This is a genomic window from Thermus sp. FJN-A (assembly GCF_054655095.1).
The window spans coordinates 94,458-117,651 of record NZ_BAAHSC010000190.1; the positions used below are offsets into that span (position 1 = coordinate 94,458).

Sequence of the window (23,194 nt, forward strand, 5' to 3'; positions counted from 1 at the left end):
TCGCGCTGCCAGCCCCGGAAATCCCCGCTTGGCCTGCCTCCTGGGGCCCCATGCTGGCAGGGGCCAGCACGGGGTGGCCTCACCGGGGCCCCCATGCTGGCGCAAGCCAGCATGGGGTGGTATCAGCGGAGCCTCCCGTAGCCCAGGAAGAGGCCCAAGAGGAGGAGGAGAAGCCCCAAAGGCCTCGGCTTGGCCAACAGGCCCCAAAACCCCCCGAAGAGGAGGAGCCCCAGGGCCACCCGGCCCCGGCCCTCCCGGTAGGCCCGTCCCGCCAGGAAGCCCAAGAGGAGGGGCAGGGCGAAGAGCACCAGGAGGAGGAGGCCGGCGATGAAGGTGAAGGAGGTCATATCCCTGGGGTCCCATGCCGACAGGGGCCGGCATGGGGTGCTGTCAAAGCCTCTGCTCCTCCGGGGCGAAGCCCTCCACCCAGAAGCTCCCGTCCTTGCGGTGTTCCTTCTTCCAGACGGGGAGGATCTGCTTCACCCGGTCTATGGCGTACTCGCAGGCGGCGAAGGCCTCCTTGCGGTGCCGGGCCGAGACCACGATGGCGATGGAAGCCTCCCCCGGGTCCACCCGGCCCAGGCGGTGCCAGAGGGCCACGCGGCCTAGGGGCCAGCGGGCCCGCATCTCGGCGATGATCTCCCCCATCACCTTCTCCGCCATCCCGGGGTAGGCCTCGTAGGTCAAAAAGGCCACCTCCTCCCCCCGGTTGGGGCTTCGGGTGGTGCCCAGGAAGCTCACCACCGCCCCGTACTCGGGGGCTATGGCCCAGTCCACCAGGGCCTTTAGGTCCAGGGGGTCCTCCGTGAGGCCGAAGGAGTCTTGGCCGCCGGACACCGGGGGCAGGAAGGCCAGCTCGTCCCCCTCCTTTAGGGGGGTTTCCGCCCCCGCCAGGGCCTGGTTCACCGCGGCCATACCCCCTTCCAGCCTGAGGCCGGGGAAGCGCCTTTCCAGGGCCTCCTTCGCGTGGCGCACCTGGGCCCCCTCGGGGAGCTCCAGGCCCAGGCGGTCCGTTCCCGCCTGCTCCCGGTAGAGGGCGAAGAGCCTCACCTCAACCCGCATGTTGCCCAGTATAGACCTGGGTGAGGCCCAGGGCTACGGATAGGGCCTGGGGGTAGCGCATGCGCATGGGGCCTAAGAGGGTGATCTCCCCCAGCCACTCCCCCTTGGCGAAGCCCGCCTGCACCTGGGCCAGCCCCTCCACCTCCCCCACCCGCACGTCCACCCGCCCCGGGGGGGTGAGGAGCTCCTCGCTCCCCGCCTCGTAGAGGCGGACCAGGCGTTCCAGGAAGCCCGGGTCCTGGGCCTCGGGCTCCTTCAAGGCCTCGGACAGCCCCTCCCGGTACGTGAGGGAAAGCCCGGCGGAGAGGGCCCGCGAGAGGTGGGCGAAGAGCTCCTCCAGGCCCCGGGGGGCCTGGGGCAAGGCGGTGAAGGGGCCGGAGAGCGCCTCCTCCGCCTGCTTGAGCCGCTCCGGGGGTAGGGAGAGGGGGAGCCTGGTCTCCTTCACCCTCCCCCCTTCCAGGACGAAGACGGCCAGGGTGCCCTCCGGGAGGGGGGAGAGGTGAACCTGGAGGACCCTGGGGGACTTTCTGGGCCTGAGGCGCAGGAGGGCCGGGTAGCCGGAGAGCCCCACCGCCATCTTCACCAGGAAGGTCTCAGGCTCCCGGGCCCCCGCCAGGGCCCGCTCCAGCCGCTCCCGGGTGGCCTCGGGCAGGGGTCTTGGGGGCAGGAGGGAAAGGCCGTACTGGCGGAAGCCCTGCCGGGTGGGCACGCGCCCCGCGGAGGCGTGGGGCTTGCTGAGGTAGCCCATCTCCTCGAGGGCGATGAGCTCGTAGCGGCAGAGGGCGGGGGAAAGCCCCAGGCCCTCGGCTACCCGGGCCGAGGGCACCGGAGCCTTGGTCCGGATGTACTCCTCCACCAGGAGGTAGAGGATGGCCCGCTGCCTCGCCGTCACACCCCTATTGTACCGGGGTCACGGCGGCCTCGTCCTCCTCCCCGGTACGGATGCGGTAGACCTTCTCCACCGGCAGGACAAACACCTTTCCGTCCCCCACCTCCCCCGTGCGGGCCGCCTTCAGGATGGCCTCCACCGTAGGTTTGACGAAGGGCTCGGAGACCCCGATCTCCAGGCGTACCTTCTCGTGCAACGCCATCTTCACCGTGGTGCCCCGGTAGGTGGCCACCTGCTCCATCTCCCCCCCGTGCCCCTGGATGCGGCTGAGGGAAAGCCCCCGCACCTCGGCCCTGAAGAGGGCCTCCAGAACGTCATGGAGTTTTTCCGGGCGGACAATGGCCACGATCAGCTTCATGCCTCACCCCCCACGGGCTTCAGGGCCTTGGGGCTGGCTTCGGAGAGCACCAGGATGGCCCCTTCCCCGCTGGCGTAGGCCTCCTCCCCGTGCTGGGTCACGTCCAGGCCCAGGCCTTCCTCCTTGGGGCTCGCCCGCAAGGGGGTAAAGAGGCCCGTAAGCTTCAGGAGCAGGAACGTGCCCAAGGCCGAGAAGCCCAGGGCCACCCCCACCGCCAGGGCCTGGATGGCGAGCTGCCGGGCGTTGCCGAAGAGGAGGCCGTCCGTCACCCCGTTCCAGGCCTTTTCCGCCAGGAGGCCGGTGAGAAGCGCCCCCGTGATGCCGGCGATCCCGTGGGCCCCGAAGACGTCCAGGCTGTCGTCCAGCCTGGTCCTGGGCCGGTAGAGGAGGAAGAAGTAGCTGGGGAGCGCGGCAACACCCCCCAGGACCAGGGCGGACAGTGGGGAGACGAAGCCCGCCGCGGGGGTGACGGCCACCAGGCCCACCACGATGGCGGTGGCCAGGCCCACCGCCGTGGCCTTCCCGGTGCGCAGGAGGTCCAGAAGGGTCCAGACCACCAGGGTGGCCGCGGGGGCCAAAAGGGTGTTCACGAAGGCCAAGGAGGCCAAGGTCCCCGAGCTTAGGGCGCTGCCCCCGTTGAAGCCGAACCAGCCGAACCACAGGAGGGCCGCCCCCAGCAGGGTAAGGGGGACGCTGTGGGGCAGGATGGCCTGGAGGCCGTAGTCCTTCCGGGCCCCGAGGACCAGGGCCCCCACCAGGGCCGCCACCCCGGCGTTGATGTGCACCACCGTGCCCCCGGCGAAGTCCAAGGCGCCCAGGGTGCCCAAGAACCCCCCGCCCCAGACCCAGTGGGCGATGGGGGCGTAAACGAAAAGCCCCCAGAGGCTTAGGAAAAGGAGTAGGGGAGCAAACCGCATCCGCTCCACCAAAGCCCCGGTGAGGAGGGCGGCGGTGATGATGGCGAAGGTGCCCTGGAAGGCCATGAAGAGGAGGTGGGGGATCTCCCCCTTGGCCTCGAGGCTCACCCCCTTTAGGAAGAGGTGCTCGAGGCTCCCCAGCCAGGGGCTCCCCTGGGCAAAGGCCAGGCTATAGCCCAAGAGCGCCCAGCCCACCCCCACAAAGCCCAGGGCAGCGAAGCTCATCATCATGGTGTTCAGGGCGTTCTTGCTCCGCACCAGCCCGCCGTAGAAAAAGGCCAAGGCCGGGGTCATGAGGAGGACTAAGGCCGTGGAGACCAGCATCCAGGCCGTGGCTGCCCCGTCTATCCCTTCCGCCAAGGCCACTCCCGAAAACCCGCTTGCCGCCAACACTCCCAGGGTCATCCGCGCCTTCATGGCCACCCCCTTGGGGGCAAGGGTAGCACCGGATGTGCATGATGTCAATAGTATGGTTGACATATGGCAAATACTGCGTGTACGTAAATGGCAGCTTACCCGGTATAGTGTGCTTTATGTCAAACGATAAGTTGCCTAGTGATAACAAAACTTTGGACACTGCGTTTTCCCTGATGCCGGGGGCAGCCTCGTAAACTGGACTCCGTGACGTGGGAGGAGCTGCAAGCGCGCCTTCGCGCGGGCCAGGACGAGCGCACCCTCTTCCTGCCCAAGGACCTCTCCCCCGAGGAGCTGGCCCGCTACGCCGCGGGCCTGGCCAACCACCGGGGGGGCACCCTCTTCCTGGGGGTGAGCCCCGAGGGAAAGGTGCTGGGGGCCGCGGAGATCCACCCCCTGCAGATCACCCACGCCCTCTTCCAGCTCACCCAGGGGCTCCTCCTGCCCTACGTGGAGGTGGTGGAGGGGCCGGAGGGGAGGGTCCTGGCCCTTTTCGTGCCGCAAAGCCCCACGGCCATCGCCGTGGGGGCGGGGCGGGTGCCCTTTTGGGACGGCAAGCGGCTTTCGGAGCTCCGGCTGGGCCAGGCCCTGCCCGAGCCCGACTTCACCGCCCAGGTGCTGCCGGCGGCGAGCCTTTCCGATTTGGACCCCGTGGAGGTGCTGCGCCTTAGGCGCATCCTGGAGGAGCGGGGAAGCAACCTGGCCGCCCTGCCGGACCTGGAACTCCTCTTTGCCCTGGGGCTTCTGGAGCGGGTGGAGGGGGAGGAAAGGCCCACGGTGGCGGGGCTTCTTTTGGCGGGCACCCCCTTGGCCCTGCGCCGCCTCTTGCCCCAGGCGGAGGTGAGCTACTACTTCCACGAGGAGGAGGGGACCTACGCCTTCCGGGAGGACCTCCTGAGGCCCATCCCTGCCCTGTTGGAAAGGCTCCGGGACCTCATCCAGGCCCGGAACCGGGTGCGCTACCTCACGGTGGGGCTCTTTCGCCTCGAGGTCTGGGACTTTGACCAGGAGGTTTACCGGGAGGCCCTCCTGAACGCCCTGGTCCACCGGGACTGGCAGAGCCCGGATGCCATCCAGGTGCACCACCACCGGGACCGCCTGGAGGTCTCCAACCCAGGGGGCTTTCCCCCCGGGATCACCCCGGAGAACGTCCTGCGCCACCCCCCCAAGAGGCGGAACCCCCGCCTGGCCGAGGCCCTTTATCGGTTGGGCTACGTGGAGCGGGCGGGAAGCGGGGTGGACAAGATGTACCGCCTCCTCCTCAAGTACGGCAAGGAGCCCCCGGAGTTTCGCCTCTTTCCCGAGGCCCTGACCCTCGTCCTCTACAACCCCGAGCTGGACGAGGCCTTCGTGCGGGAGCTGGCCGAGGCCCAGGAGCGCCATGGGGCCTTCAGCCTGGACCACCTCATCGCCGTGGCCCACCTCCGGCGGGTGGGGGAGGCCACCCTAGGGGAGCTGGCCCGGGCCCTGCAGCTCCCCGAGGAGGCCGCCCGGAGGGTGCTCGCCCGCATGGAGCGCATGGGGCTCGTGGGCAGGGAGGGGGGACGGTACCACCTGGCCCGGCGGGACCCCCTGGCGGAGCGGGCCCTGGCCCTCTTGGAGGCGCCGCGGCCCAGGCGGGAGGTGGAGGGGGCCTTGGGGCTTTCCTCCCGGGCGGCCCTCTCCCTGCTCAACCGCCTGGTGCGGGAGGGCCGGGTGGAGCGGGTGGGCCGGGGAGCGGCCACCCGGTACCGGAGGCGGTAGTGCTTCACCTGGTCCTCTACCAGCCGGAGATCCCCCAGAACGCCGGCAACGTGGCCCGCACCGCGGCCGCCCTGGGGTGGCCCCTCCACCTGATCCGCCCCCTGGGCTTCCTCCTCTCCAGCCCCAGGTTCAGGCGGGCGGGCCTGGACTACTGGCCCCACGTGGACCTTCGGGTCCACGATTCCTGGGAGGCCTTTGGGGCCATCTTGCCCCCAGGGGCCAGGGTGTGGGCCTTCAGCGCCCAGGCCGAAGAAAGCCTTTTCCGGGCCCGCTTCCAAGCAGGGGACTACCTCCTCTTCGGCCCCGAGACCCGGGGGCTCCCCAAGGAGATCCTGGCCCAGTTCCCCGCCCTCCGGATCCCCATGCCGGGGCCGGTGCGCTCCTTGAACCTGGCGGTGGCCGTGGGGGTGGCGGCCTACGAGGCCTACCGCCAGCTTTCGCTACCATGAGGGGGTGCGGGCCTACTCCACCGCCCACCTGGCCTTCCCCCTGCCCGAGGGCCACCCCTTTCCCCTCTACAAGTACCAGGGGGTGGCGGAGGCCCTAAAGGGGCTCCTCCCCGTCCTCCCCGCTCCCGAGGTGCCCAAGGAGGCTCTCTTCCTGGCCCACGACCCCCGCTACCTGGATAGGCTCTTCGGGGAGGGGCTTACCCGGGAGGAGGCCTTGAGGCTTGGCCTTCCCTTCAGCCAGGCCCTCTTGCGGCGGGCCCTCCACGCCGCCGGGGGGACCCTGGCCGCCGCCCTGGACGCCCTCGAGGCCGGCCTTGGCCTCAACCTCTCGGGGGGCACCCACCACGCCTTCCCCGACCGGGCCGAGGGGTACAGCCTCTTCAACGACGTGGCGGTGGCCATAGCCTGGCTTCGCGCCCGGGGCTTTGGGGGGCGCATCCTGGTGGTGGACCTGGACGCCCACCAGGGGAACGGCACGGCGGCCTTCTTCCGGGAGGACCCCTCGGTCTACACCCTCTCCCTCCACGGGGAGCGGAACTACCCCCTGAGGAAGGAGCGGAGCGACCTGGACGTGGGCCTTCCCGATGCCACCGGGGACGAGGCTTACCTATGGGCTTTGGACGAGGCCTTGGCACAGGCCTCGGCCTTTCGGCCCGAGTTCGTCTTCTACAACGCCGGGGTGGACGTCCTCAAAGGGGACCGCTTCGGCCGCCTCGCCCTGACCCTGGAGGGGGTGAGGAGGCGGGACGCCAGGGTCTTCCGCTTCGTGAAGGCCCTGGGGGTGCCCCTCGTGGTGGTCATGGGCGGGGGGTACAACCGGGACCCCCGCCTCACCGTGGAGGCCCACGCCCTGACCTACCGGATGGCCCTAAGCTCCTTGGCGTAGGTGGCCACAGCCTCCTCCAGGCTGAAGCCCAGGTTGCGGTAGAGTTCCAGGGCCCCCTTCTCGTGGTCGTGGGCCCGGACCCGCAGGAGCCTTGCCCCCTTCTTCCGGGCGAGCCTTGCGGTTTCCGCCAGAAGGGCCCGGCCGATGCCCTTCCCCCGGGCCTCGGGGACCACCCCGATGTAGGCCACGCTGGCCTCTCCTTCTTCCAGCTCCACCTCGGCCATGCCCACGGGCCTTTCCCCCTGGTAGGCCACCAGGAGGTGGACGTGGGGGTCCTGGAAGTGCTCCTTGAGCTCCTCGTCCGTCCACTTGAGGCGCAAGGCCCACCCCTCCTCGCTCTCCCGGTAAAGCTCCCGGTAAACCCCGGGGCCGGGAAAGCCCTTGCGGATGACCACCCCTTCGGGGGGCGGGTACTCCAGGCCCTCGGGGTTTTTGACGAAGAAGTAGGTGAGGTGCAGGAGGCCGAAGTCCCGCTCCTCCAGGGCCCGGCGGAGGGTGCGGTTTTCCTCCCGGGGGAAGGCGTAAAGCCGCTCCACGTGGAGCTCCTTAGCCCGCTCCTCCACCCCTTGGAGGAGAAGGGGCAGGTCCTCCTCCTGGTAGGCCAGGGGGCCTTCCACCGCGGCCCCGTCCCAGAAGGGGTAAAGGCCCACGTACCCCGCCACTTCCCCGTCCCTCACGAGGACCAGGCCGTCCTCCAGCTCCTCGGCGAGGCCCTCGAGGTCCCGGGCCTCGGGGGCCAGCACCCCCCGCTTGGGGCTCTCGTCCATCCAGCGGAGGAGGCGGAGGAGCCCAGGGAGGTCTTGGCGGCCCACGGGCCGGATCATGCCCTCAGTCTACCCCAGAGCACGCCCCTTTGGGGGGCGCTTAGGGGCACCCGTCCGGCCCCAGATTCAAGGCCTTCACCACCCCCTCCTCCCCGTAGAAGTCCACCACGGAGAGCCTGGCATAGTCCTGCTCCAGCCTCAGGCCCTCCTCCGGGGGGAGGGGGAGGGCGAGGCTTAGGGCGGCGCGGTTTACGGTGCAGTTGCCCACCATCAGGAGGGCCTGGCCCCGGTGCCTTTGCAAAAGCGCCTTTACCGCCTCCCTGCCCCGCGCCCAGGCTTCCCGCACGCTCTCGCCCCCGGGTGGGGCGAAGCCCGCCTCGTCCTCCAGCCAGGCCGCCACCACCTCGGGAAAGCGGGCCTCCACCTCGGCGAAGGCCTTCCCCTCCCAGGCCCCCCAGCTCCTTTCCCGAAGCTCCGGGAGGAGGGTGAAGGGGACGGAAAGCGCCCCCGCCAGGAGGGCTGCCCCCTCGGCCTCCGCCAGGCTGTCGGCGGCGTAGACGTGGACGAGGGGGTAGCGCCTTAGGAGGGGCAGGAGGGAAAGGAGGGCCCTTCGGCCCTCTTCCGCCAAGGGCAACCCCGGGTGGCTGTAGAGGACGTGGTGGGGGTTCTCCACGGGCCCGGCCCGGGTGAGGAGGAGGGTGGTCTTCGGGTGGGGGCCCTTCAGGAAGTGGGCGAGGAGGCCCATACCCGTAGAATACGGGGGTGGAAAGGTGGGTCATCGTGAACCCCGCAGCGGGCCGCGGCAAGGTGGGGAGGCTTTCCGGGGCCATCCTGAAGGCGGCGCGGGAGCGGGGGGCCAGGGCCTTCCTCACCGAGGGGCCGGGGCACGCCACGGAGCTGGCGCAAAAGGCCCCTCTGGGGGCCCGGGTGGTGGCCGTGGGGGGGGACGGCACGGTGCACGAGGTGCTAAAGGGCCTGGCCGGGGCGGAGAAGGTCCTGGGGGTGGTGCCCATCGGGAGCGGCAACGACTTCGCCCGCATGCTGGGCCTGCGCCACCTCTCCTGGCCGGAGGCCCTGGAGCTCGCCCTCGAGGCCCCCGAGGAGGCGGTGGACCTGGGCCTAGTGAACGGGGAGCCCTTCGGGGCCTCCTTGGGGATAGGTTTTGACGCCCTGGTGGCCCGGAAGGCCCTTACCGCCCCGGCTTTCCTCCGCGGCATGCCCCGCTACCTCTACGCCCTCTTCCTGGTGCTCAAGGACCTGCGCCTTCCCGGGGGGCGGGTCTTGGTGGACGGGGAGGAGGTCCACCAGGGGCGGATGCTTCTCCTGGCCGCCATGAACGGGCCTGCCTATGGGGGGGGGATCCCCATCGCCCCCATGGCCGACCCCCGGGACGGGCTCCTCTCGGTGGTCCTGGCCGGGGAGCTCTCCCGGCTGGGGGTGGTCCTTATCCTCCCCAGGCTCCTTCTGGGGAGGCACCTGGGCCACCCGCAGGTGCGGGCGTACGCGGGGCGGAAGGTGGAGGTGGCCTTTTCCCATCCCGTGCCCGCCCATGCCGATGGGGAGCTGCTCCCGGAGGCCGCGGTCTACCGGGCGGAGGTGCGGCCCTTGGGCCTAAGGGTGGTGGGCGGCCGCGCCGGGGCCCGGGGAGGGGTGCCCCTGCCCAGGCCGGTGGGAGCCTAATACTGGATGGCCGAGTCCCGGATGTACTCGTCCTTGGGCCGCTCTAAGGCGGCCTTTAGGCGTTCCACCGCCCGGGCAAGAGAGGCCATCTGCGCCTTAAGCTTCGTTTCCCTCGTCAAGGAGGATCCCTTCCTTTTCCACCGCCTCCCTAAGCCCCGGGGCCCAGGATAGCTCCACCAGATCCAGGGACTGGAGGATGGGCAGGTCCTCCAGGGCTTCCCTGAGTTCTCCCAGGGTGGCGAGGTCCAGAGGGGGATCGGCGAGGAGGGCCAGGTCGTAGTCCGAGCGGGGGCCCGCCCCCTTGTGGGCCCGAGAGCCGAAGAGGTAGAGGCGGTAGCGCCTTCCCTTAAGCCTCTGCCGCACCCGGCGCACCACCTCCTCCAGGACCTCGCCTTCCGTCACGGGCCCATTCTACCCGTATACTTAGGCCATGCGCGGCCTTTCCCGAAGGGTCCAGGCCATGAAGCCCTCGGCCACGGTGGCGGTGAACGCCAAGGCCCTAGAGCTAAAGCGCAAGGGGGTGGACCTGGTGGCCCTCACCGCAGGCGAGCCCGACTTTGACACCCCCGAGCACGTGAAGGAGGCGGCAAGACGCGCCCTGGCCCAGGGCAAGACCAAGTACGCCCCTCCGGCGGGGATCCCGGAGCTCAGGGAGGCCCTGGCGGAGAAGTTCCGCCGGGAAAACGGCCTCCAGGTCACCCCTGAGGAGACCATCGTCACCGTGGGGGGCAAACAGGCCCTCTTCAACCTCTTCCAGGCCATCCTGGACCCGGGGGACGAGGTCATCGTGCTTGCGCCCTACTGGGTGAGCTACCCGGAGATGGTGCGCTTCGCCGGGGGGGTGGCGGTGGAGGTTAAGACCCTCCCCGAGGAGGGCTTCGTCCCCGACCCCGAAAGGGTGCGGCGGGCCATCACCCCCCGCACCAAGGCCCTGGTGGTGAACTCCCCCAACAACCCCACGGGGGCGGTCTACCCGAAGGAGGTCCTCGAGGCCCTGGCAAGGCTTGCGGTGGAGCACGATTTCTACCTGGTTTCCGACGAGATCTACGAGCACCTCATCTACGAGGGGGAGCCCTTCTCCCCTGGAAGGGTGGCCCCGGAGCACACCATCACCGTGAACGGGGCGGCCAAGGCCTTCGCCATGACGGGCTGGCGCATCGGCTACGCCTGCGGGCCCAAGGCGGTGGTCAAGGCCATGGCCGACGTGTCCAGCCAGTCCACCACGAGCCCGGACACCATCGCCCAGTGGGCCACCCTTGAGGCCCTCACCAACCAGGAGGCCAGCCGGGCCTTTGTGGAGATGGCCCGGGAGGCCTACCGCAGGAGGCGGGACCTCCTCCTGGAGGGCCTGGCCGCCCTCGGCCTGAAGGCGGTGCGCCCCAGCGGGGCCTTCTACGTCCTTTTGGACACCTCTCCCTTTGCCCCCGATGAGGTGCAGGCGGCGGAGAGGCTCTTGGAGGCGGGGGTGGCGGTGGTCCCGGGCACGGACTTCGCCGCCTTTGGCCACGTGCGCCTCTCCTACGCCACCAGCGAGGAAAACCTCAAGAAGGCCCTGGAGCGCTTTGCCCGGGCCCTGGGGCGGAGCTAATCCACCCCAGAGGAAGCGCCTGGGCATGCCTTTTGGGGCCCCCGCCTAGGGGCAAGCCTCGGCGGGGTGCTTAATAGCGGCGCCTTTTCCCGGGGGCCAAGAGGAGGAGGAAGGCCCCCAGGGTCACGCACACGTCCGCCAGGTTGAAGACGGGGAAGTTGGCGATGAGGGGGATGGAGGTGCCCAGGTCCAGGTAATCCACCACATAGCCCCGCCCCAGGCGGTCCACCCCGTTTCCCAGAGCCCCCACGGCGATGAGGGAAAGGGAGAGGCTTCGCCAAAAGGGATAGCTTCGCTTCGCCAGGAGGTAGAGGAGGGCCGCCCCCACCAGGAGGCTAAGCCATCCCAGGAGGGAGGCCTGGCCTTGCAGGAGGCCAAACCCCGCCCCCGTGTTCCGCACCAGGGTCAGGTAGAGGAGGCCGTCCAGGAGGGGCTTGGGCACGGGGGAGAGGTTTTCCAGGGCCCAGAGCTTTAGGATCTGGTCAAGGGCCAGGAGGAGGGGGATGAGCACCGTAGGCATCCCCAAGAGTCTACCTTGTGCTATACTCCTTAGGGTTTGCCTTCGGGCACGGGAGGGCGCTATGTCCAAGGTGTGCGAGATCAGTGGAAAGCGGCCCGTGGTGGCCAACAGCATAGAGCGGCGGGGTAAGGCCAAGCGGGAAGGGGGTGTGGGCCGGAAGACCACCGGCATCTCCAAGCGCCGCCAGTACCCCAACCTGCAGAAGGTGCGGGTCAGGGTGGCGGGCCAGGAGGTCACCTTCCGGGTGGCGGCCAGCCACATCCCCAAGGTCTACGAGCTTCTGGAGCGGGCCAAGGGGCTCAAGCTGGAGGGCCTTTCCCCCAAGGAGATCAAGGAGCGCCTCCTCAAGCTCCTCTAGATGCCCTCAGGGCCATCCCCCCAAGGCGGGGGGCTTTTTGTTAGGATGGCCCCGTGGGCTGGAAGCCGGGGCACTACCTCCTGTTGGCCCTGGCCCTCTACGCCCTGGTGGTGAGCCTGGGCTTTTCCCTGAGGGGCCGGCAGCTTGCCGCCTTGCGCCAGGAGGTGGGGGTTCTCCGCCAGAAGGCGGCCTGGGCCCCCGAGGGGTACCGGCTTCCCCTTCCCGGGGCTTGCCTGCCTTCCCGCCCGGAGAACCTGCCGAACGCCCCCCGGACCTACCGCAAGGGGGTGAGCGCGGGCTTCGTCTTCCGGAACGGGGATGCCTGCGTGCCCGTGGCCCGGGGCATGGGGGTGGTGGCCGCTTTTAGCGGGGAGGTGGTGAAGGTGGACCTGGACTACCAAGAGCCCTCCCCCGAGGCCTACCGGGCCCTCCTGGAGCGGGTGAAGGAGGGGGCCTCCCCGGAGGACATGGACCTTTTGCGGGGCCTCGAGGTCTGGGTCCGCCATCCGGACGGCCGCACCACCGTGTACGCCCACCTCCAGGCCCCCTACCCGGGGCTAAGGGTGGGAAGCCGGGTGCACCGGGGGGACCCCGTGGGCTACCTGGGCAACACCGGCCTCCTGGGGGGGGCGCCCCGCCTCCTCTTTGAGGTATGGGAGGGGGAGCCCGGCCGAAGCCCCTTCCTCTTCCAGGGCCTGGCCCGGGAAGCCCTCCTCCGCCAGGCCAAAGCCTTTTTCGGCTTAGAATAGCCCCATGCGCGAGGCCTTCGCCCGGGTGTGGGAGAACCCCTACGTGCGGGTGCTCGTCTACCTCCTCCTCTTCTTCTTGCTCTACCGCTTCCTGGTCCGGGCCTGGCCCGCCTTGTCCATCCTGCTCACCGCCTTCGCCTTCGCCTACCTGGCCCACCCGGTGGTGCGCTTCTTTGAGGGAAGGCGGCTTCCCCGGGTGGTGGGGGTGGTCCTGGTCTACCTCCTCCTGGTCCTCTTCCTGGGCCTGGCCTCCTTCCTCACCGCCCAGACGGTCCTGGAGCTTTCCCAGCTCACCCGGGAGCTACCCCGCCTACTGGAACCCCTGGTCTCCTGGCTCCTTTCCCTGCCCGACCGGGTGCGGGCCATACCCATCCCCGAAAGCCTCCAGCCCGTCCTGGCCGAGGCCAGCCGGAACCTGGAGGGCCTCCTTCGGGGCTTCCTCGAGGCCCTGGTGCGCTGGTTCCAAGGCCTCCTCTCCCAGGGAGGGAACCTCCTCGGCTTCTTCACCTCCCTCCTGGGAGGGGTTTTTCAGCTCCTCACCGCCCTTACCCTTTCCATCTACTTCCTCTACGACCTCCCCCGCCTGGGGCGGGCGGCCCTTTCCGCCTTCCCCGAGCCCTACCAGCCCCTGGTGGCCGAGCTTGCGGGCAAGCTGGACCGGAGCGTGGGCGGCTTCGTGCGGGGCCAGCTTTTGGTGGCCTTCCTGGTGGGCCTCATGGTGGGAACGGGGCTTTGGCTCGTGGGGGTGCCCCTGGCGGCGAGCCTGGGGTTTCTCGCCGGGGTCTTCAACCTCATCCCCTTCGTGGGGGTCATCGTCTCCGGGGTCCCCGCCCTGCTCCTGGCCGCCACCGGGGGGTGGCTCAAGGCCCTCCTGGCCCTTTTGGTCCTCTGGCTGGCCAACCAGATTGAGGGCAACCTCCTGGGGCCTTTCATCGTGGGCCGGGCCACGAGGCTCCACCCGGTCACCGCCATCGCCGCCATCCTCTTGGGGGCCACCCTTTTCGGCCTCTGGGGGGCCCTCCTGGGGGTGCCCGCCGCCGCCTTCCTCAAGGTGCTTCTGGAGGACTACTACAAGGGAAGCCGCTTTTACCGGGAGGGGTGATCCCACCCCATGCTGGCGCGCCCCGGCGAAAAGCCCTGGCGGAGGTTTCCGGTAGCGGTGGGGTGGAGGAAAGGGGAGGAGGGGCTAGGGCAGCCGCTCCTCCTCCGTGGCCAGCTCCTCCGGCTCCAGCTTTCGGGGCAGGGCCAGGTTCAGCACCACGCCCACCAGGGCCGCCAGGGCCATGCCGCTCACCTTGAGGGGCACGGCTACGCCCGCCACCTGGACCGTGCCCAGCTGGGCCACCGCCCCACCCAGGCCTAGGACCAAGATGGCGGACACCACGATCAAGTTGCGGCTGTGGGTGAAGTCTATTTCCGCCTCGGCCAGGGTCCGGATGCCGATGGAGGCGATCATGCCAAAGAGGAGCATGGAGATGCCACCCAAAACCCCGGGGGGCAGGGTCTGGAGAAGGGCGGAAAGCTTGGGGAAGAAGGCGAGGAGGATGGCGAACCCCGCCGCAATGCGCAGGACCAGGGGGTCGTACACCTTGGTCACCGCCAAGACCCCGGTGTTCTCCGAGTAGGTGGTGTTGGCGGGACCTCCCAGAACCCCGGCCAGGCTGGTGGCCAGGCCATCTCCCAGGAGCGTGCGGTGGAGGCCAGGCTTGGCGAAAAAGTCCTTCCCCACCACCCGGCCGTTGGTCAGGATGTCCCCGATGTGCTCCATCACCGTGACGAAGGCCACCGGGGCGATGAGGAGCACGGCGCCCCACTCAAGGGTGGCCAGGGTGAAGGAGGGTGGGCCGAACCAAGCGGCCTCCGCCAAGGGGCTCAGGTCCACCCTGCCCAGGAGGAGGGCCAGCGTGTATCCTGCCCCGACCCCTAGGAGCACGGGGATCATCTGGAAAAGCCCCCGGAAGAAGACCGCGCTGACCACGGCGCTCAAGAAGGTGAAGACCGCCAGGAGCCAGTCCTTGCTGGCCATTTGTACCGCCACGGGGGCCAGGGTGAGGCCGATGACCACGATCACCGGTCCCGTGACCACGGGGGGAAAGACCTGGCGCACCCTTTCGGAGCCGATGAGGAGAACCAGGAGGGCGAAGAGGGCGTACACCAGACCCGCCGCCGCGATTCCCCCGCCCACCGCCGCCAGGGAGAAGCCCGCTTCCTTGGCCGCCAGGATGGGGGCGATGAAGGCGAAGCTGGAGCCCAAGAACACGGGCACCATGCGCCCCGTGACCAGGTGAAAGACCAAGGTGCCCGCCCCGGCGGTGAAGAGGGCCACCGCCGGGTTAAGACCGGTGAGGAGGGGCACCAACACCGTGGCCCCGAACATGGCCACCGCGTGCTGCAGCCCCAGGATAAGGTGCTTTGGTGTCATACCGGCTCCATTCTACGGGTAGGCTCAAGGGGGGATCACCAGTGCCCCCCCGCGGCCATGGCCTCCCGAAACCAGGCGGGGACCTCGCGCCCGAAGCGCCTTTCCGCGAAGGCCTGGGCGAAGGCCCCGTAATCCCCCCGCCGGATGGCCTCCCGGGCGGCCTCGGTGAGGCGGTGGAGGTGGCGCAGGTTGTGGAGGGAGAGGAGAATCCCCCCAAGCATCTCCCCTGCGCGCACCAGGTGGGCGAGGTAGGCCCGGCTATAGGTCTGGCAGGTGTAGCAGTCGCAGCCTTCCTCCAGGGGCCGCTTGTCCTCCAGAAAGCGGGCGTTTTTGAGGTTCAGGCGCCCCTCCGGGGTGAGGGCGCTCCCGAAGCGGCCCGTGCGGGTGGGGTAGACGGAGTCAAAGAGGTCCACCCCCAGGCCCATGGCCGCCACCAGGTCCTCGGGGTGGCCCACCCCCATGAGGTAGCGGGGGCGGTCCTCGGGGAGGAGGCGGGTGGAGAGTTCCACCATGGCGAACATGGCCCCCTTGGGCTCCCCCACGGCCAGGCCCCCGATGGCGTAGCCCGGGAGGTCAAACTGGATGGTCTCCAGGGTGGAGCGGCGCCTGAGCCCGGGGTCCGTCCCCCCCTGGGCGATGCCGAAGAGGGCCTGGTCGGGGCGGGTCTTGGCCTTTAGGGAGCGCTCCAGCCAGCGGAGGGTGCGCTCCAGGGAGGCCCCCAGGTACTCCGGGGAGGAGGGGTAGGGGGGGCACTCGTCAAAGGCCATGATGAGGTCCGCCCCCAGGGCCTCCTGCACGGCGATGCTCCGCTCGGGGGTGAGGTGCACCAGGCTGCCGTCCAGGTGGCTCTGGAAGACCACCCCCTCCTCGTCTATGCGGCGCAGGTGCCCGAGGCTCATCACCTGGAAGCCCCCGGAGTCCGTGAGCCAGGGGCCCCGCCAGCCCGCGAAGCCGTGGAGCCCCCCAAGGGCCCTAACCCTTTCGGGGCCCGGCCTTAGAAGGAGGTGGTAGGTGTTGGCCAGGAGGACCTGGCTGCCGATGGCCTTCAGGTCCTTGGGCATAAGGCCCTTCACCGAGCCCTGGGTGCCCACGGGCATGAAGAGGGGGGTTTCCACCGCCCCGTGGGGCGTGGAGAGCCTCCCCACCCGGGCCCTTCCCGAGCAGGCCTCCACCTGGAAGCGGAAGGGCTCCATCAGGCTTCCCGGGGGGCGAAGTGGGCCTTGACGTAGTCCTCCACGAGGCTCAGGAACTCCTCGGCGATCCTTTCCCCTTTGAGGATGGTGAGGAGCTTGCCGTCCGCGTAGACCGGGGCCTTGGGCTCCTCCCCCGCCCCCGGCAAGGAGATGCCGATGTGGGCGTGCTTGCTCTCCCCGGGGCCGTTCACCACGCACCCCATCACCGCCACCTTGAGGCCCTCCACCCCGGGGTAGCGCGCCTTCCACTCGGGGAGCTTGGCCCGGAGGTGGCGGTTCACCTCCTGGGCCAGCTCCTGGAAGAAGGTGCTGGTGGTGCGGCCGCACCCCGGGCAGCTCGTCACCTCGGGGGCGAAGGTGCGAAGCCCCAGGGCCTGGAGGATCTCCTGGGCCACCTCCACCTCCTTGGTGCGGGGCTCCTTAGGGCTTGGGGTGAGGGAGACCCGGATGGTGTCCCCGATGCCCTCCAGGAGAAGGGGGGCCAAGGCGGCGGCCGAGGCCACCATCCCCTTCACCCCCATGCCCGCCTCGGTGAGGCCCAGGTGGAGGGGGGCTTGGGTGCGGCGGGCGAGCTCCCGGTAGACGAAGACCAGGTCCCTGGGCTTGGAGACCTTGGCGGAGAGGACGAGCTTGTCCTCCCCCAGGCCCATCTCCATGGCGGCCTCATAGGAGCGGCAGGCGCTTTCCACCAGGGCCTCGAGGACCACCTCCTGGGCGCTTTTGGGCTCGGGGCGCTTCGCGTTTTGGTCCATGAGCTCCGTGAGGAGGGCGGGGTCCAGGCTTCCCCAGTTGGCCCCGATCCTCACGGGCTTTCCCAGGTCCATGGCGACGCGGACCATCTCGGCGAAGTGCTCGTCCTTGTGCCGCCCCCGGCCCAGGGTCCCGGGGTTGATGCGGAACTTGTCCAGGGCCTCGGCCATCTTTGGGTACTTGCGCAGGAGGAGGTGGCCGTTGAAGTGGAAGTCGCCCACCAGGGGGACCTCCACCCCCTCGGCGAGGAGCCGTGCCTTGATCTCGGGCACGGCCCTCGCCGCCTCCTCGTCGTTCACCGTGAGGCGCACGATCTCACTCCCCGCCCGGTGGAGGGCCAGGATCTGGGCCACCGTGGCCTCCACCTGGGCGGTGGGGGTGTTGGTCATGGACTGCACGGCAATGGGGTGGGCTCCGCCTAGGGGCACCCGGCCCACCCAGACCGTGGGGGTAGGGCGTCTCATCTCCCCTATGGTAAGGGAGGCCTGGGGGGAAACACCCGCCCAAGCCACCCTTGGGCCAGGGCCAGGTCTTCCGGGGTAAGAGCGTGGCCGGCGGGAAGGAGGTGGCCCTCGGCCCGGGCCCCGGTCGCCTCCAGGCGTCCCCTCAAGGCCTCGGCCGTCTGTGGGGGGACCAGGGGGTCCTGGGCACCCAGGAGGAAGAGGACCGGTTTGCCCTCCAGGGGCGGGTAGGGTTCGCCGAAGGGCTCCAGGGGCCGGAAGAGGAGGGCCCCATCCAGGAGATGGGGGTGGTGGAAGAGGAGGCCCAAGGCCATGTTGGCCCCGTTGGAGTGCCCTAGGGCCACCAGGGGTCGGGGGAGGGAGTGGCGCCTCAGGGCCTCCTCCACGAAGGCCGCCAGGCCCTGGGCCTTGGCCTTCAGGTCCTCCAGGTCCAACACCCCCTCCCGGTGCCGGCGGAAGAAGCGCGGAACCCCCTCCTCCAGGCTCTCCCCCCGGAGGCTCAGGAGGTGGGCCCCGGGGCGCAGGGAGCGGGCTGAGGGCAAGAGGCTTCGTTCATCCCCTCCGGTGCCGTGAAGAAGGAGGAAGGTGAGGCTCTCGAGGCCCGCTAGGACCAAGTGGGGAGGGTTCATGGGAGGTGCAGGGGGGGTAGGACGGCCTCCAGGGCCTGCCGCTTGGCCTCCAGCCAGGAGGGGAGGACCAGGCGCTGTCCCAGGCCCTCCAGGGGTTCGTCCACCGTGAACCCCGGGCCGTCCGTGGCCAGCTCAAAGAGGACGCCCCCCGGCTCCCGGAAGTAAATGGAGCGGAACCAGAACCGGTCTATGGGCGGGGTGGGGCGGAGGCCCAGGTCCAGGGCCTTCTGGCGCAGGGCCAGGCCGTGGGCCTCGTCCCGCACCCGGAAGGCCAGGTGGTGCACCCCGCCCATCCCGAAGGCCCCCCAGCGGCCCCCGGAGAGGGCCTCCACCTCCAGAAAGCTTCCCCCTTGCTCCAAAAGCGCCCGGCCTCCCTCCTCCGCCACCCGCCGGTACCCCAGGACCCCTTCCAGGACCGCCAGGCTGGGGAGGAGGCTTCGCACCAGAAGGCGCGCCCCCAGAAGCCCCCGCACCTGGTAGGCCGGGGGGACGAGGCTTCCCTCCCAGGGCCTGCCCGGGCCCGGGGCCTCCACCAGGGCCAGGGGGAGGCCGTGGGGGTCTTGCAGGAGGAGGGCGGGGTGGCCGTAGCGCTGGCCCTGCCCCCTGAGGAAGGGGCCCAGGCGGCCTTCCCAGTAGCCCAGGCTCCCCTCGGGGACGGCCAGGGCCACCTCCACCGCCTGGCCCACTCCCGGGCGGTGGGGGGGTAGCTTGGGCCAGGGGAAGAAGGTGAGGTCGGTGCCCGGGGTGCCCTCCCGGTCCGCGTAGAAGAGGTGGTAGGTGGTGGGGTCGTCCTGGTTCACGCTCCGCTTCACCAGGCGCAGGCCCAGCACCCCCGCGTAGAAGTCCAGGTTCTCCTGGGGGTCGCCGGCGATACAGGTGATGTGGTGCAGGCCGTAGCTTCCTTCCACACCCCAGGGTAGGACCCTTTTGCTTTAGAAAATGTAGCCCAGGCCCCCGCCCCTAGAGCTCCATCCCCATGATGTGGTACCCCGCGTCCACGTAGACCACTTCCCCGGTGATGCCGCTCGCCAGGGGGGAGAGGAGGAAGAGGCCGAGGTTTCCCACCTCCTCCTGGGTCACGTTGCGCTTCAAGGGGGAGACCTGGGCCACCCGGTCGTACATCTTCATGAAGCCCGGGATGCTCCGGGCCGCCACCGTGCGCACGGGCCCCGCGGAGATGGCGTTCACCCTAACCCCCTTGGGCCCGAGTTCATAGGCCAGGTAGCGGACGCTGGCCTCCAGGGCCGCCTTGGCGATGGCCATCACGTTGTACTTGGGCACCACCTTTTCGCTGGCGTAGTAGGTGAGGGTGACGATCCCCCCGCCTTCCCTCAGGAGGGGCTCGGCCCTTTGGGCCACGGCCACCAGGGAGTAGGCGGAGACCTCGAGGGCGAGAAGCCAGTCCTCCCGCCTGGTGTCCAGGTACCGCCCCTCCATGGCCTCCCGGGGGGCGAAGGCGATGGCGTGGACCAGGTAGTCCAGGTGCCCCCACGCCGCCCGCAATCCGGCGAAGAGGGCATCCAGCTCCCCGTCTTGGGTCACGTCCGCCTGGAAGAGGAGGGCGCCCCCCAGGGCCTCGGCCAGCTTTTCCGCCTCGGGGCGGATCCTTTCCCCTTGGTAGCTCAAGGCGATCTCCGCCCCCGCCTCTTTGAGCTTCTCCGCGATGGCAAAGCCCAGGCTCCGCTGGTTGGTGACCCCCATGACCAACGCCTTCTTGCCGGATAGGTCCAGGGTGAGCATGGGGGGATTATACTTTCCTCTCGCTCCTCAAGGAGGGCTTGGAGGACGCTTTCCTTAGGGGTCGGAAGGGGAGGTCTTCTAGGTGGGGCCTTCCCTTTCCCCGGCGCAGGAGGCCCTGGCGCTCCAGCCCGAGGAGCGTTCCCGGGCCCAGGGCCGGGCTTGGGCGGGCCACGGGCACCCCCCGGTCCAGGATGAAGACCTCCTCTCCTTTCCGCACCTGGCGGAGGAGCTCGGAGAGGTGGTTCTTGGCCTCGCTCACGGAGACGACCCGCATGTGGCCATTACAGGCAGAAACCTGTGCCCGCTAAGCCCAGGTTATCCTAAGGCATGGTCCGGTTGGCGGACTACGGCTCCTGGGAAGAGGCCCTGAAGCGCCTTGGGGAAAGCCGCAAGGCCCTCCTCGCCCTGCTTCGGGGGGCGGACCCCGGCTGGCTTTCCCGGCCCCTCCGGGAAGGGGCCTGGACCCCCCTCATGGTGGCGGAGCACGTCGCCCTGGTGGAGGAGAGCACCGCCCGGGTCCTGAGGCGCCTCCGCCGGGTGGCGGCCGGGGAGCGCCTGCCCCCGGTCCAGGTCCAACCCGGGGAGTTCAGGGACGGGAAGCCCCAGGCCCCCGAGGGGGTGAGGCCTAAAGGAGGCCTTTCCCTGGAAGAGGTCCTGACCCTTTTAGAGAAAGCCCGGGTCTTTCTCCTGGAGGAGGCGGAAAGGGGGGACCCGGAGAACCCCGCCACCTTCCCCCACCCCTTCTTCGGGGAGCTTAGCCCTTTGGGCTGGCTAAGGGCCGCAGCCTACCACGAGGCGCACCACCTTAAGGCCCTTCAGGAGGCCTGGCCCTCCAGGTAGCGGGCGAGCCAGGCGTTGAGGGCGGCGGGGGAGACGCCCCGGATGGCCTCCACCTTCCCGTTCCACTCCAGGACCACCCCGGCGGTGGGGCTGCCCACTAGCTCCGCTATCTTTTGCGCCGCCTGGGGGTCTTGCCGGGCGTTGACGAACTCGTGGGGGATCCCCTTGTGGGCCAGGAACATCTTCACGATCTCGCAGGGGCCGCAGCCGGGGATGCCGTAGAGCCGCACCATACCCACCTAGGGTAACAGAGGGGCAGGGGGTCTTACCACCCCGTCCGCTAGGCGGTGCGCTAGGCTATAACCCATGCGCCTGGTCGACCGCCATCCCGGGGTGGACCTGGAAAGGCTCCTAAAGGGCTTCGCTCCCCCACCCCGCTTTCGGGGGGCCACCTTCGCCTCCTACCGCCCCGACCCCCGCTACCCCTCCCAGGCCCTGGCCAAGGAGCGCCTGCGAAGATGGGTGCACGACCGCCCCCGGGGGCTTTTGCGCCCCCGGCTGCCGGGGCCCCAGGGGGTCTACCTGGACGGGGGCTTCGGGGTGGGGAAGACCCACCTCCTGGTGGCCGCCTACCTCGAGGCCCCTCCGCCCAAGGCCTTCCTCACCTTTGAGGAGCTCACCTACACCCTGGGGCTTCTGGGCCTCCGGGAGGGGGCTAAGCGCTTCGCGGCCCTTCGCTACCTTTTCCTGGACGAGTTTGAGCTGGACGACCCCGGGAACGCCCAGATGGTCACCCACTTCCTGGCCCTCACCATGGACCGGGGCCTCAGGGTGGCCACCACCTCCAACACCCCCCCGGGGGCCTTGGGGGAGGGGCGCTTCAACGCCGAGCAGTTCCGCCACCAGATCCAAAGCCTGGCCCGGCGCTTCGCCGTGGAGCGCATTGAGGGGGAGGACTTCCGCCACCGGGAGCCCGGGCACTACCCCAAGCTCCTTTCCGATGCCGAGCTCCTCGCCGCCCACAGGGCGGACCCCCGGCGCAAAAGCCTGGACGCTTTCCCGGAGCTTCTCCGCCACCTCCGCACCCTCCACCCCATCCGCTACCGCTACCTGCTGGAAGGCCTCGAGGCCGTTTACCTGAGGGGGCTTGAGCCAATCCCCGACCAGAACGACGCCCTCCGCTTCGTGCACTTTGTGGACCAAATTTACAACCTCGGCCTGGACCTGCGGGCCTCCGGGGCCCCCCTGGGCCACCTCTTCCCCGAGGGCTACCGCCACGGGGCTTTCGCCAAAAAGTACGGCCGCGCCCTTTCCCGCTTGGGGGAGCTTTTGGGGTAGCATGGGGGCATGGACCTAGCGGAAAGGCTTTCCGAGCTGGCCCAGGCCCTCTCCCAGGCCAGCGCCGCCGTGGGGATCCTCGAGGCCATAGAGGAAGTCCTGGACGAGTACCAGGACGGGGAGCTCTCCCTGAAGGAAGCCATGGAGGAGATCCAGGGGCTTGTGGAGGAGTTCCAGGCGGTGCGGGCCCTTTCGGAGATGACCCCGGAGGAGCTCATGGCCCTGGCGGAGGACGAGGAGGAAGAGGAGGGGGGCCTCAGGTCCTAGGGCTTCCGCCTCGGTGGGGGCCCCAAAGGCCGGCCTAAGGGGGTGGGCCGAAGGTTGCGTGGGGCGAAGCCAAGCTACGGGGGCGTGGGATGAAGGTCATTGGTCTGGTTCTGGACTCCGTGGGCCTCGGCTACCTGCCCGATGCCCCCCTGTTTGGGGACGAGGGGGCGGACACCCTGGACCACACCGTCTTGAAGACGGGGGTGGCCCTGCCCAACCTGGCGGCCTTGGGCCTGGGATGGGTAAGGGGGGTGCACACCCTGCCCCGCCCCGCCAACCCCCGGGGGGCCTACGGGCGCATGCGGGAGGTGAACCCCGGGAAGGACACCACCACCGGGCACTGGGAGTTCGTGGGCATCTACCTGGAGAAGCCCTTCCGTACCTACCCCGAGGGCTTCCCGGAGGACCTCCTCAGGGCCTGGGCGGACCGGATCGGGGTGGGGGGATGGCTTTTGAACCGCCCCTACTCCGGCACCGAGGCCATCCGGGACTACGGGGAGGCTCACCTGCGGACGGGCTACCCCATCGTCTACACCTCCGCCGACTCCGTCTTTCAGGTGGCGGCCCACCTGGAGGTGGTTCCCTTGGAGGAGCTCTACCGCTTTTGCCAGGTGGCCCGGGAGATGCTGGTGGGCGAGCACCAGGTGGCCCGGGTCATCGCCCGGCCCTTCGCCGGGGAGCAGGGGAGCTTCTACCGCCGGGAGGACCTCAGGAAGGACTTCGCCCTGAAGCCCCCTCGGAACGTCCTGGACCTCCTGAAGGAGGGGGGCCTCGAGGTGGTGGGGGTGGGCAAGATCCCCGACATCTACGCGGGGCAGGGCTTCACCCGCGCGGTGCGGACCAAGGACAACGCCGATGGCCTAAAGAAGACCCTGGCCCTGATGGGGGAGGACTTCCGGGGCCTCATCTTCACCAACCTGGTGGACTTCGACGCCAAGTACGGCCACCGCCGCAACCCCCAGGGCTACGCCCAGGCCCTGGCCGAGGTGGACGCCTTCCTGCCCCGGCTCCTCGAGGCCCTGGGGCCTGAGGACCACCTCTTCTTGGTCTCCGACCACGGCAACGACCCCACCTTCTTCGGCACCGACCACACCCGGGAGTACGGGATGCTCCTTTGGGTGGGGCCGGGGGTGGGGGGGGATTTGGGCACCCGGGAGAGCTTCGCCGACCTGGGGGCCACCTGGGCGAGGCTCTTCGGGCTTTCCTGGGAAGGCCCCGGCAAGAGCCTGCTTTGACC

At 69.7% G+C, this 23,194-nt stretch carries 29 protein-coding genes; 12 read left to right on the forward strand and 17 right to left on the reverse strand.

Translation table 11 applies throughout. The features are described from left to right. Window positions 1–122 precede the first annotated feature (122 nt). From ACYQ0J_RS08050 to ACYQ0J_RS08070, 5 genes are read right to left on the reverse strand one after another with little or no spacing between them, the layout of a single operon-like run. Window positions 123–347, reverse strand: a complete 225-nt coding sequence (locus ACYQ0J_RS08050) for a hypothetical protein (protein WP_460171643.1) — start codon at window positions 345–347, stop codon at window positions 123–125. A 43-nt stretch (window positions 348–390) separates the two neighbouring features. Continuing rightward, window positions 391–1,062, reverse strand: coding sequence for a molybdenum cofactor biosynthesis protein (locus tag ACYQ0J_RS08055; RefSeq protein ID WP_460171644.1), 672 nt, complete (start codon window positions 1,060–1,062; stop codon window positions 391–393). Further along, window positions 1,052–1,954 carry an HrcA family transcriptional regulator gene (locus ACYQ0J_RS08060; RefSeq protein ID WP_460171645.1) on the reverse strand — a complete coding sequence of 301 codons (903 nt, stop codon included), beginning with the start codon at window positions 1,952–1,954 and terminating at the stop codon, window positions 1,052–1,054. Before ACYQ0J_RS08060 ends, ACYQ0J_RS08055 begins: the two co-directional genes overlap by 11 nt. 4 nt (window positions 1,955–1,958) lie before the next feature. Further along, entirely contained in the window at window positions 1,959–2,309 is a 351-nt protein-coding gene (locus ACYQ0J_RS08065) for a P-II family nitrogen regulator (protein WP_460171646.1), read from the reverse strand. Beyond that, on the reverse strand, window positions 2,306–3,643 hold the full coding sequence (locus ACYQ0J_RS08070; protein WP_460171647.1) for an ammonium transporter: 1,338 nt from the start codon (window positions 3,641–3,643) through the stop codon (window positions 2,306–2,308). The genes ACYQ0J_RS08065 and ACYQ0J_RS08070 overlap by 4 nt, the downstream gene beginning before the upstream one ends. Before the next feature lie 204 nt (window positions 3,644–3,847). Between ACYQ0J_RS08070 and ACYQ0J_RS08075 the strand changes: the two genes are divergently transcribed. From ACYQ0J_RS08075 to ACYQ0J_RS08085, 3 genes are read left to right on the forward strand one after another with little or no spacing between them, the layout of a single operon-like run. After that, window positions 3,848–5,383 (forward strand): ATP-binding protein, encoded by a 1,536-nt coding sequence (locus ACYQ0J_RS08075; protein ID WP_460171648.1) that lies wholly within the window; start codon window positions 3,848–3,850, stop codon window positions 5,381–5,383. Then, a complete protein-coding gene (locus ACYQ0J_RS08080; RefSeq protein ID WP_460171649.1) occupies window positions 5,383–5,832 on the forward strand; it encodes a tRNA (cytidine(34)-2'-O)-methyltransferase in 450 nt (149 codons plus the stop codon). Before ACYQ0J_RS08075 ends, ACYQ0J_RS08080 begins: the two co-directional genes overlap by 1 nt. 4 nt (window positions 5,833–5,836) lie before the next feature. Continuing rightward, window positions 5,837–6,718, forward strand: coding sequence for a histone deacetylase family protein (locus ACYQ0J_RS08085; RefSeq protein ID WP_460171650.1), 882 nt, complete (start codon window positions 5,837–5,839; stop codon window positions 6,716–6,718). Here ACYQ0J_RS08085 and ACYQ0J_RS08090 read toward each other — a convergent pair. Then, complete coding sequence (locus tag ACYQ0J_RS08090) at window positions 6,688–7,542, reverse strand: GNAT family N-acetyltransferase (RefSeq protein WP_460171651.1); 855 nt, start codon at window positions 7,540–7,542, stop codon at window positions 6,688–6,690. The two genes, ACYQ0J_RS08085 and ACYQ0J_RS08090, sit on opposite strands and share 31 nt — an antisense overlap. 40 nt (window positions 7,543–7,582) lie before the next feature. Further along, window positions 7,583–8,227 (reverse strand): histidine phosphatase family protein, encoded by a 645-nt coding sequence (locus ACYQ0J_RS08095; protein WP_460171652.1) that lies wholly within the window; start codon window positions 8,225–8,227, stop codon window positions 7,583–7,585. 17 nt (window positions 8,228–8,244) lie between these two features. On the opposite strand from ACYQ0J_RS08095, the gene ACYQ0J_RS08100 reads away from it, so the two are divergent. Continuing rightward, window positions 8,245–9,162: a diacylglycerol/lipid kinase family protein gene (locus ACYQ0J_RS08100; protein WP_460171653.1), complete on the forward strand. Its 918-nt coding sequence runs from the start codon at window positions 8,245–8,247 to the stop codon at window positions 9,160–9,162. A 96-nt stretch (window positions 9,163–9,258) separates the two neighbouring features. Here ACYQ0J_RS08100 and ACYQ0J_RS08105 read toward each other — a convergent pair whose 3' ends face one another. After that, complete coding sequence (locus ACYQ0J_RS08105; RefSeq protein WP_460171654.1) at window positions 9,259–9,564, reverse strand: nucleotidyltransferase family protein; 306 nt, start codon at window positions 9,562–9,564, stop codon at window positions 9,259–9,261. Window positions 9,565–9,592: 28 nt separating this feature from the next. Between ACYQ0J_RS08105 and aspC the strand changes: the two genes are divergently transcribed. Further along, on the forward strand, window positions 9,593–10,750 hold the full coding sequence (gene aspC / locus ACYQ0J_RS08110) for an aspartate/prephenate aminotransferase (protein WP_460171655.1): 1,158 nt from the start codon (window positions 9,593–9,595) through the stop codon (window positions 10,748–10,750). 70 nt (window positions 10,751–10,820) lie between these two features. Here the strand turns inward: aspC and lspA are convergent, their stop codons facing one another. Then, window positions 10,821–11,270 carry a signal peptidase II gene (gene lspA, locus ACYQ0J_RS08115; protein ID WP_460171656.1) on the reverse strand — a complete coding sequence of 150 codons (450 nt, stop codon included), beginning with the start codon at window positions 11,268–11,270 and terminating at the stop codon, window positions 10,821–10,823. Between the two features lie 61 nt (window positions 11,271–11,331). Between lspA and rpmB the strand changes: the two genes are divergently transcribed. The 3 genes from rpmB to ACYQ0J_RS08130 are packed head-to-tail and all read left to right on the forward strand — an operon-like array spanning window position 11,332 to window position 13,479. Beyond that, a complete protein-coding gene (rpmB, locus tag ACYQ0J_RS08120; RefSeq protein ID WP_460171657.1) occupies window positions 11,332–11,628 on the forward strand; it encodes a 50S ribosomal protein L28 in 297 nt (98 codons plus the stop codon). A 53-nt stretch (window positions 11,629–11,681) separates the two neighbouring features. Further along, entirely contained in the window at window positions 11,682–12,377 is a 696-nt protein-coding gene (locus ACYQ0J_RS08125; RefSeq protein ID WP_460171658.1) for a M23 family metallopeptidase, read from the forward strand. Window positions 12,378–12,381: 4 nt separating this feature from the next. Next, window positions 12,382–13,479, forward strand: a complete 1,098-nt coding sequence (locus ACYQ0J_RS08130; protein ID WP_460171659.1) for an AI-2E family transporter — start codon at window positions 12,382–12,384, stop codon at window positions 13,477–13,479. 84 nt (window positions 13,480–13,563) lie between these two features. Here ACYQ0J_RS08130 and ACYQ0J_RS08135 read toward each other — a convergent pair whose 3' ends face one another. The 7 genes from ACYQ0J_RS08135 to ACYQ0J_RS08165 are packed head-to-tail and all read right to left on the reverse strand — an operon-like array spanning window position 13,564 to window position 19,846. Then, a complete protein-coding gene (locus tag ACYQ0J_RS08135) occupies window positions 13,564–14,799 on the reverse strand; it encodes a uracil-xanthine permease family protein (RefSeq protein ID WP_460171660.1) in 1,236 nt (411 codons plus the stop codon). A gap of 35 nt (window positions 14,800–14,834) precedes the next feature. After that, a complete protein-coding gene (tgt, locus tag ACYQ0J_RS08140) occupies window positions 14,835–15,992 on the reverse strand; it encodes a tRNA guanosine(34) transglycosylase Tgt (RefSeq protein WP_460171661.1) in 1,158 nt (385 codons plus the stop codon). Continuing rightward, window positions 15,992–17,206 carry a flavodoxin-dependent (E)-4-hydroxy-3-methylbut-2-enyl-diphosphate synthase gene (gene ispG, locus ACYQ0J_RS08145; RefSeq protein WP_460171662.1) on the reverse strand — a complete coding sequence of 405 codons (1,215 nt, stop codon included), beginning with the start codon at window positions 17,204–17,206 and terminating at the stop codon, window positions 15,992–15,994. The genes tgt and ispG overlap by 1 nt, the downstream gene beginning before the upstream one ends. 5 nt (window positions 17,207–17,211) lie before the next feature. Continuing rightward, window positions 17,212–17,817 (reverse strand): alpha/beta hydrolase, encoded by a 606-nt coding sequence (locus ACYQ0J_RS08150; RefSeq protein ID WP_460171663.1) that lies wholly within the window; start codon window positions 17,815–17,817, stop codon window positions 17,212–17,214. 11 nt (window positions 17,818–17,828) lie between these two features. Then, window positions 17,829–18,740 (reverse strand): VOC family protein, encoded by a 912-nt coding sequence (locus tag ACYQ0J_RS08155; RefSeq protein ID WP_460171664.1) that lies wholly within the window; start codon window positions 18,738–18,740, stop codon window positions 17,829–17,831. A 52-nt stretch (window positions 18,741–18,792) separates the two neighbouring features. Continuing rightward, complete coding sequence (locus tag ACYQ0J_RS08160; RefSeq protein ID WP_460171665.1) at window positions 18,793–19,572, reverse strand: enoyl-ACP reductase FabI; 780 nt, start codon at window positions 19,570–19,572, stop codon at window positions 18,793–18,795. Window positions 19,573–19,579: 7 nt separating this feature from the next. Continuing rightward, entirely contained in the window at window positions 19,580–19,846 is a 267-nt protein-coding gene (locus tag ACYQ0J_RS08165) for a type II toxin-antitoxin system Phd/YefM family antitoxin (protein ID WP_460171666.1), read from the reverse strand. Between the two features lie 53 nt (window positions 19,847–19,899). On the opposite strand from ACYQ0J_RS08165, the gene ACYQ0J_RS08170 reads away from it, so the two are divergent. Continuing rightward, window positions 19,900–20,412, forward strand: a complete 513-nt coding sequence (locus ACYQ0J_RS08170) for a DinB family protein (protein WP_460171667.1) — start codon at window positions 19,900–19,902, stop codon at window positions 20,410–20,412. Here ACYQ0J_RS08170 and ACYQ0J_RS08175 read toward each other — a convergent pair. Then, a complete protein-coding gene (locus ACYQ0J_RS08175; protein WP_460171668.1) occupies window positions 20,388–20,645 on the reverse strand; it encodes a glutaredoxin family protein in 258 nt (85 codons plus the stop codon). The two genes, ACYQ0J_RS08170 and ACYQ0J_RS08175, sit on opposite strands and share 25 nt — an antisense overlap. 73 nt (window positions 20,646–20,718) lie before the next feature. Between ACYQ0J_RS08175 and zapE the strand changes: the two genes are divergently transcribed. The 3 genes from zapE (at window position 20,719) to ACYQ0J_RS08190 (ending at window position 23,192) form a co-directional block, all read left to right on the forward strand. Continuing rightward, entirely contained in the window at window positions 20,719–21,690 is a 972-nt protein-coding gene (gene zapE / locus ACYQ0J_RS08180) for a cell division protein ZapE (RefSeq protein WP_460171669.1), read from the forward strand. 9 nt (window positions 21,691–21,699) lie between these two features. Further along, window positions 21,700–21,957: a hypothetical protein gene (locus ACYQ0J_RS08185; RefSeq protein ID WP_460171670.1), complete on the forward strand. Its 258-nt coding sequence runs from the start codon at window positions 21,700–21,702 to the stop codon at window positions 21,955–21,957. A gap of 89 nt (window positions 21,958–22,046) precedes the next feature. Then, entirely contained in the window at window positions 22,047–23,192 is a 1,146-nt protein-coding gene (locus tag ACYQ0J_RS08190; protein WP_460171671.1) for a phosphopentomutase, read from the forward strand. The last annotated feature ends 2 nt before the right edge of the window (window positions 23,193–23,194 follow it).

Coding starts and splice junctions, on each gene's coding strand:
- aspC (WP_460171655.1), top strand. CDS start 9,593: ATGCGCGGCCTTTCCCGAAGGGTCCAGGCCATGAAGCCCTCGGCCACG.
- lspA (WP_460171656.1), bottom strand. CDS start 11,270: ATGCCTACGGTGCTCATCCCCCTCCTCCTGGCCCTTGACCAGATCCTA.
- rpmB (WP_460171657.1), top strand. CDS start 11,332: ATGTCCAAGGTGTGCGAGATCAGTGGAAAGCGGCCCGTGGTGGCCAAC.
- ACYQ0J_RS08090 (WP_460171651.1), bottom strand. CDS start 7,542: ATGATCCGGCCCGTGGGCCGCCAAGACCTCCCTGGGCTCCTCCGCCTC.
- ispG (WP_460171662.1), bottom strand. CDS start 17,206: ATGAGACGCCCTACCCCCACGGTCTGGGTGGGCCGGGTGCCCCTAGGC.
- ACYQ0J_RS08135 (WP_460171660.1), bottom strand. CDS start 14,799: ATGACACCAAAGCACCTTATCCTGGGGCTGCAGCACGCGGTGGCCATG.
- ACYQ0J_RS08095 (WP_460171652.1), bottom strand. CDS start 8,227: ATGGGCCTCCTCGCCCACTTCCTGAAGGGCCCCCACCCGAAGACCACC.
- ACYQ0J_RS08185 (WP_460171670.1), top strand. CDS start 21,700: ATGGACCTAGCGGAAAGGCTTTCCGAGCTGGCCCAGGCCCTCTCCCAG.
- ACYQ0J_RS08165 (WP_460171666.1), bottom strand. CDS start 19,846: ATGCGGGTCGTCTCCGTGAGCGAGGCCAAGAACCACCTCTCCGAGCTC.
- ACYQ0J_RS08160 (WP_460171665.1), bottom strand. CDS start 19,572: ATGCTCACCCTGGACCTATCCGGCAAGAAGGCGTTGGTCATGGGGGTC.
- ACYQ0J_RS08050 (WP_460171643.1), bottom strand. CDS start 347: ATGACCTCCTTCACCTTCATCGCCGGCCTCCTCCTCCTGGTGCTCTTC.
- ACYQ0J_RS08065 (WP_460171646.1), bottom strand. CDS start 2,309: ATGAAGCTGATCGTGGCCATTGTCCGCCCGGAAAAACTCCATGACGTT.
- ACYQ0J_RS08055 (WP_460171644.1), bottom strand. CDS start 1,062: ATGCGGGTTGAGGTGAGGCTCTTCGCCCTCTACCGGGAGCAGGCGGGA.
- ACYQ0J_RS08190 (WP_460171671.1), top strand. CDS start 22,047: ATGAAGGTCATTGGTCTGGTTCTGGACTCCGTGGGCCTCGGCTACCTG.
- ACYQ0J_RS08130 (WP_460171659.1), top strand. CDS start 12,382: ATGCGCGAGGCCTTCGCCCGGGTGTGGGAGAACCCCTACGTGCGGGTG.
- ACYQ0J_RS08175 (WP_460171668.1), bottom strand. CDS start 20,645: ATGGTGCGGCTCTACGGCATCCCCGGCTGCGGCCCCTGCGAGATCGTG.
- ACYQ0J_RS08070 (WP_460171647.1), bottom strand. CDS start 3,643: ATGAAGGCGCGGATGACCCTGGGAGTGTTGGCGGCAAGCGGGTTTTCG.
- ACYQ0J_RS08170 (WP_460171667.1), top strand. CDS start 19,900: ATGGTCCGGTTGGCGGACTACGGCTCCTGGGAAGAGGCCCTGAAGCGC.
- tgt (WP_460171661.1), bottom strand. CDS start 15,992: ATGGAGCCCTTCCGCTTCCAGGTGGAGGCCTGCTCGGGAAGGGCCCGG.
- zapE (WP_460171669.1), top strand. CDS start 20,719: ATGCGCCTGGTCGACCGCCATCCCGGGGTGGACCTGGAAAGGCTCCTA.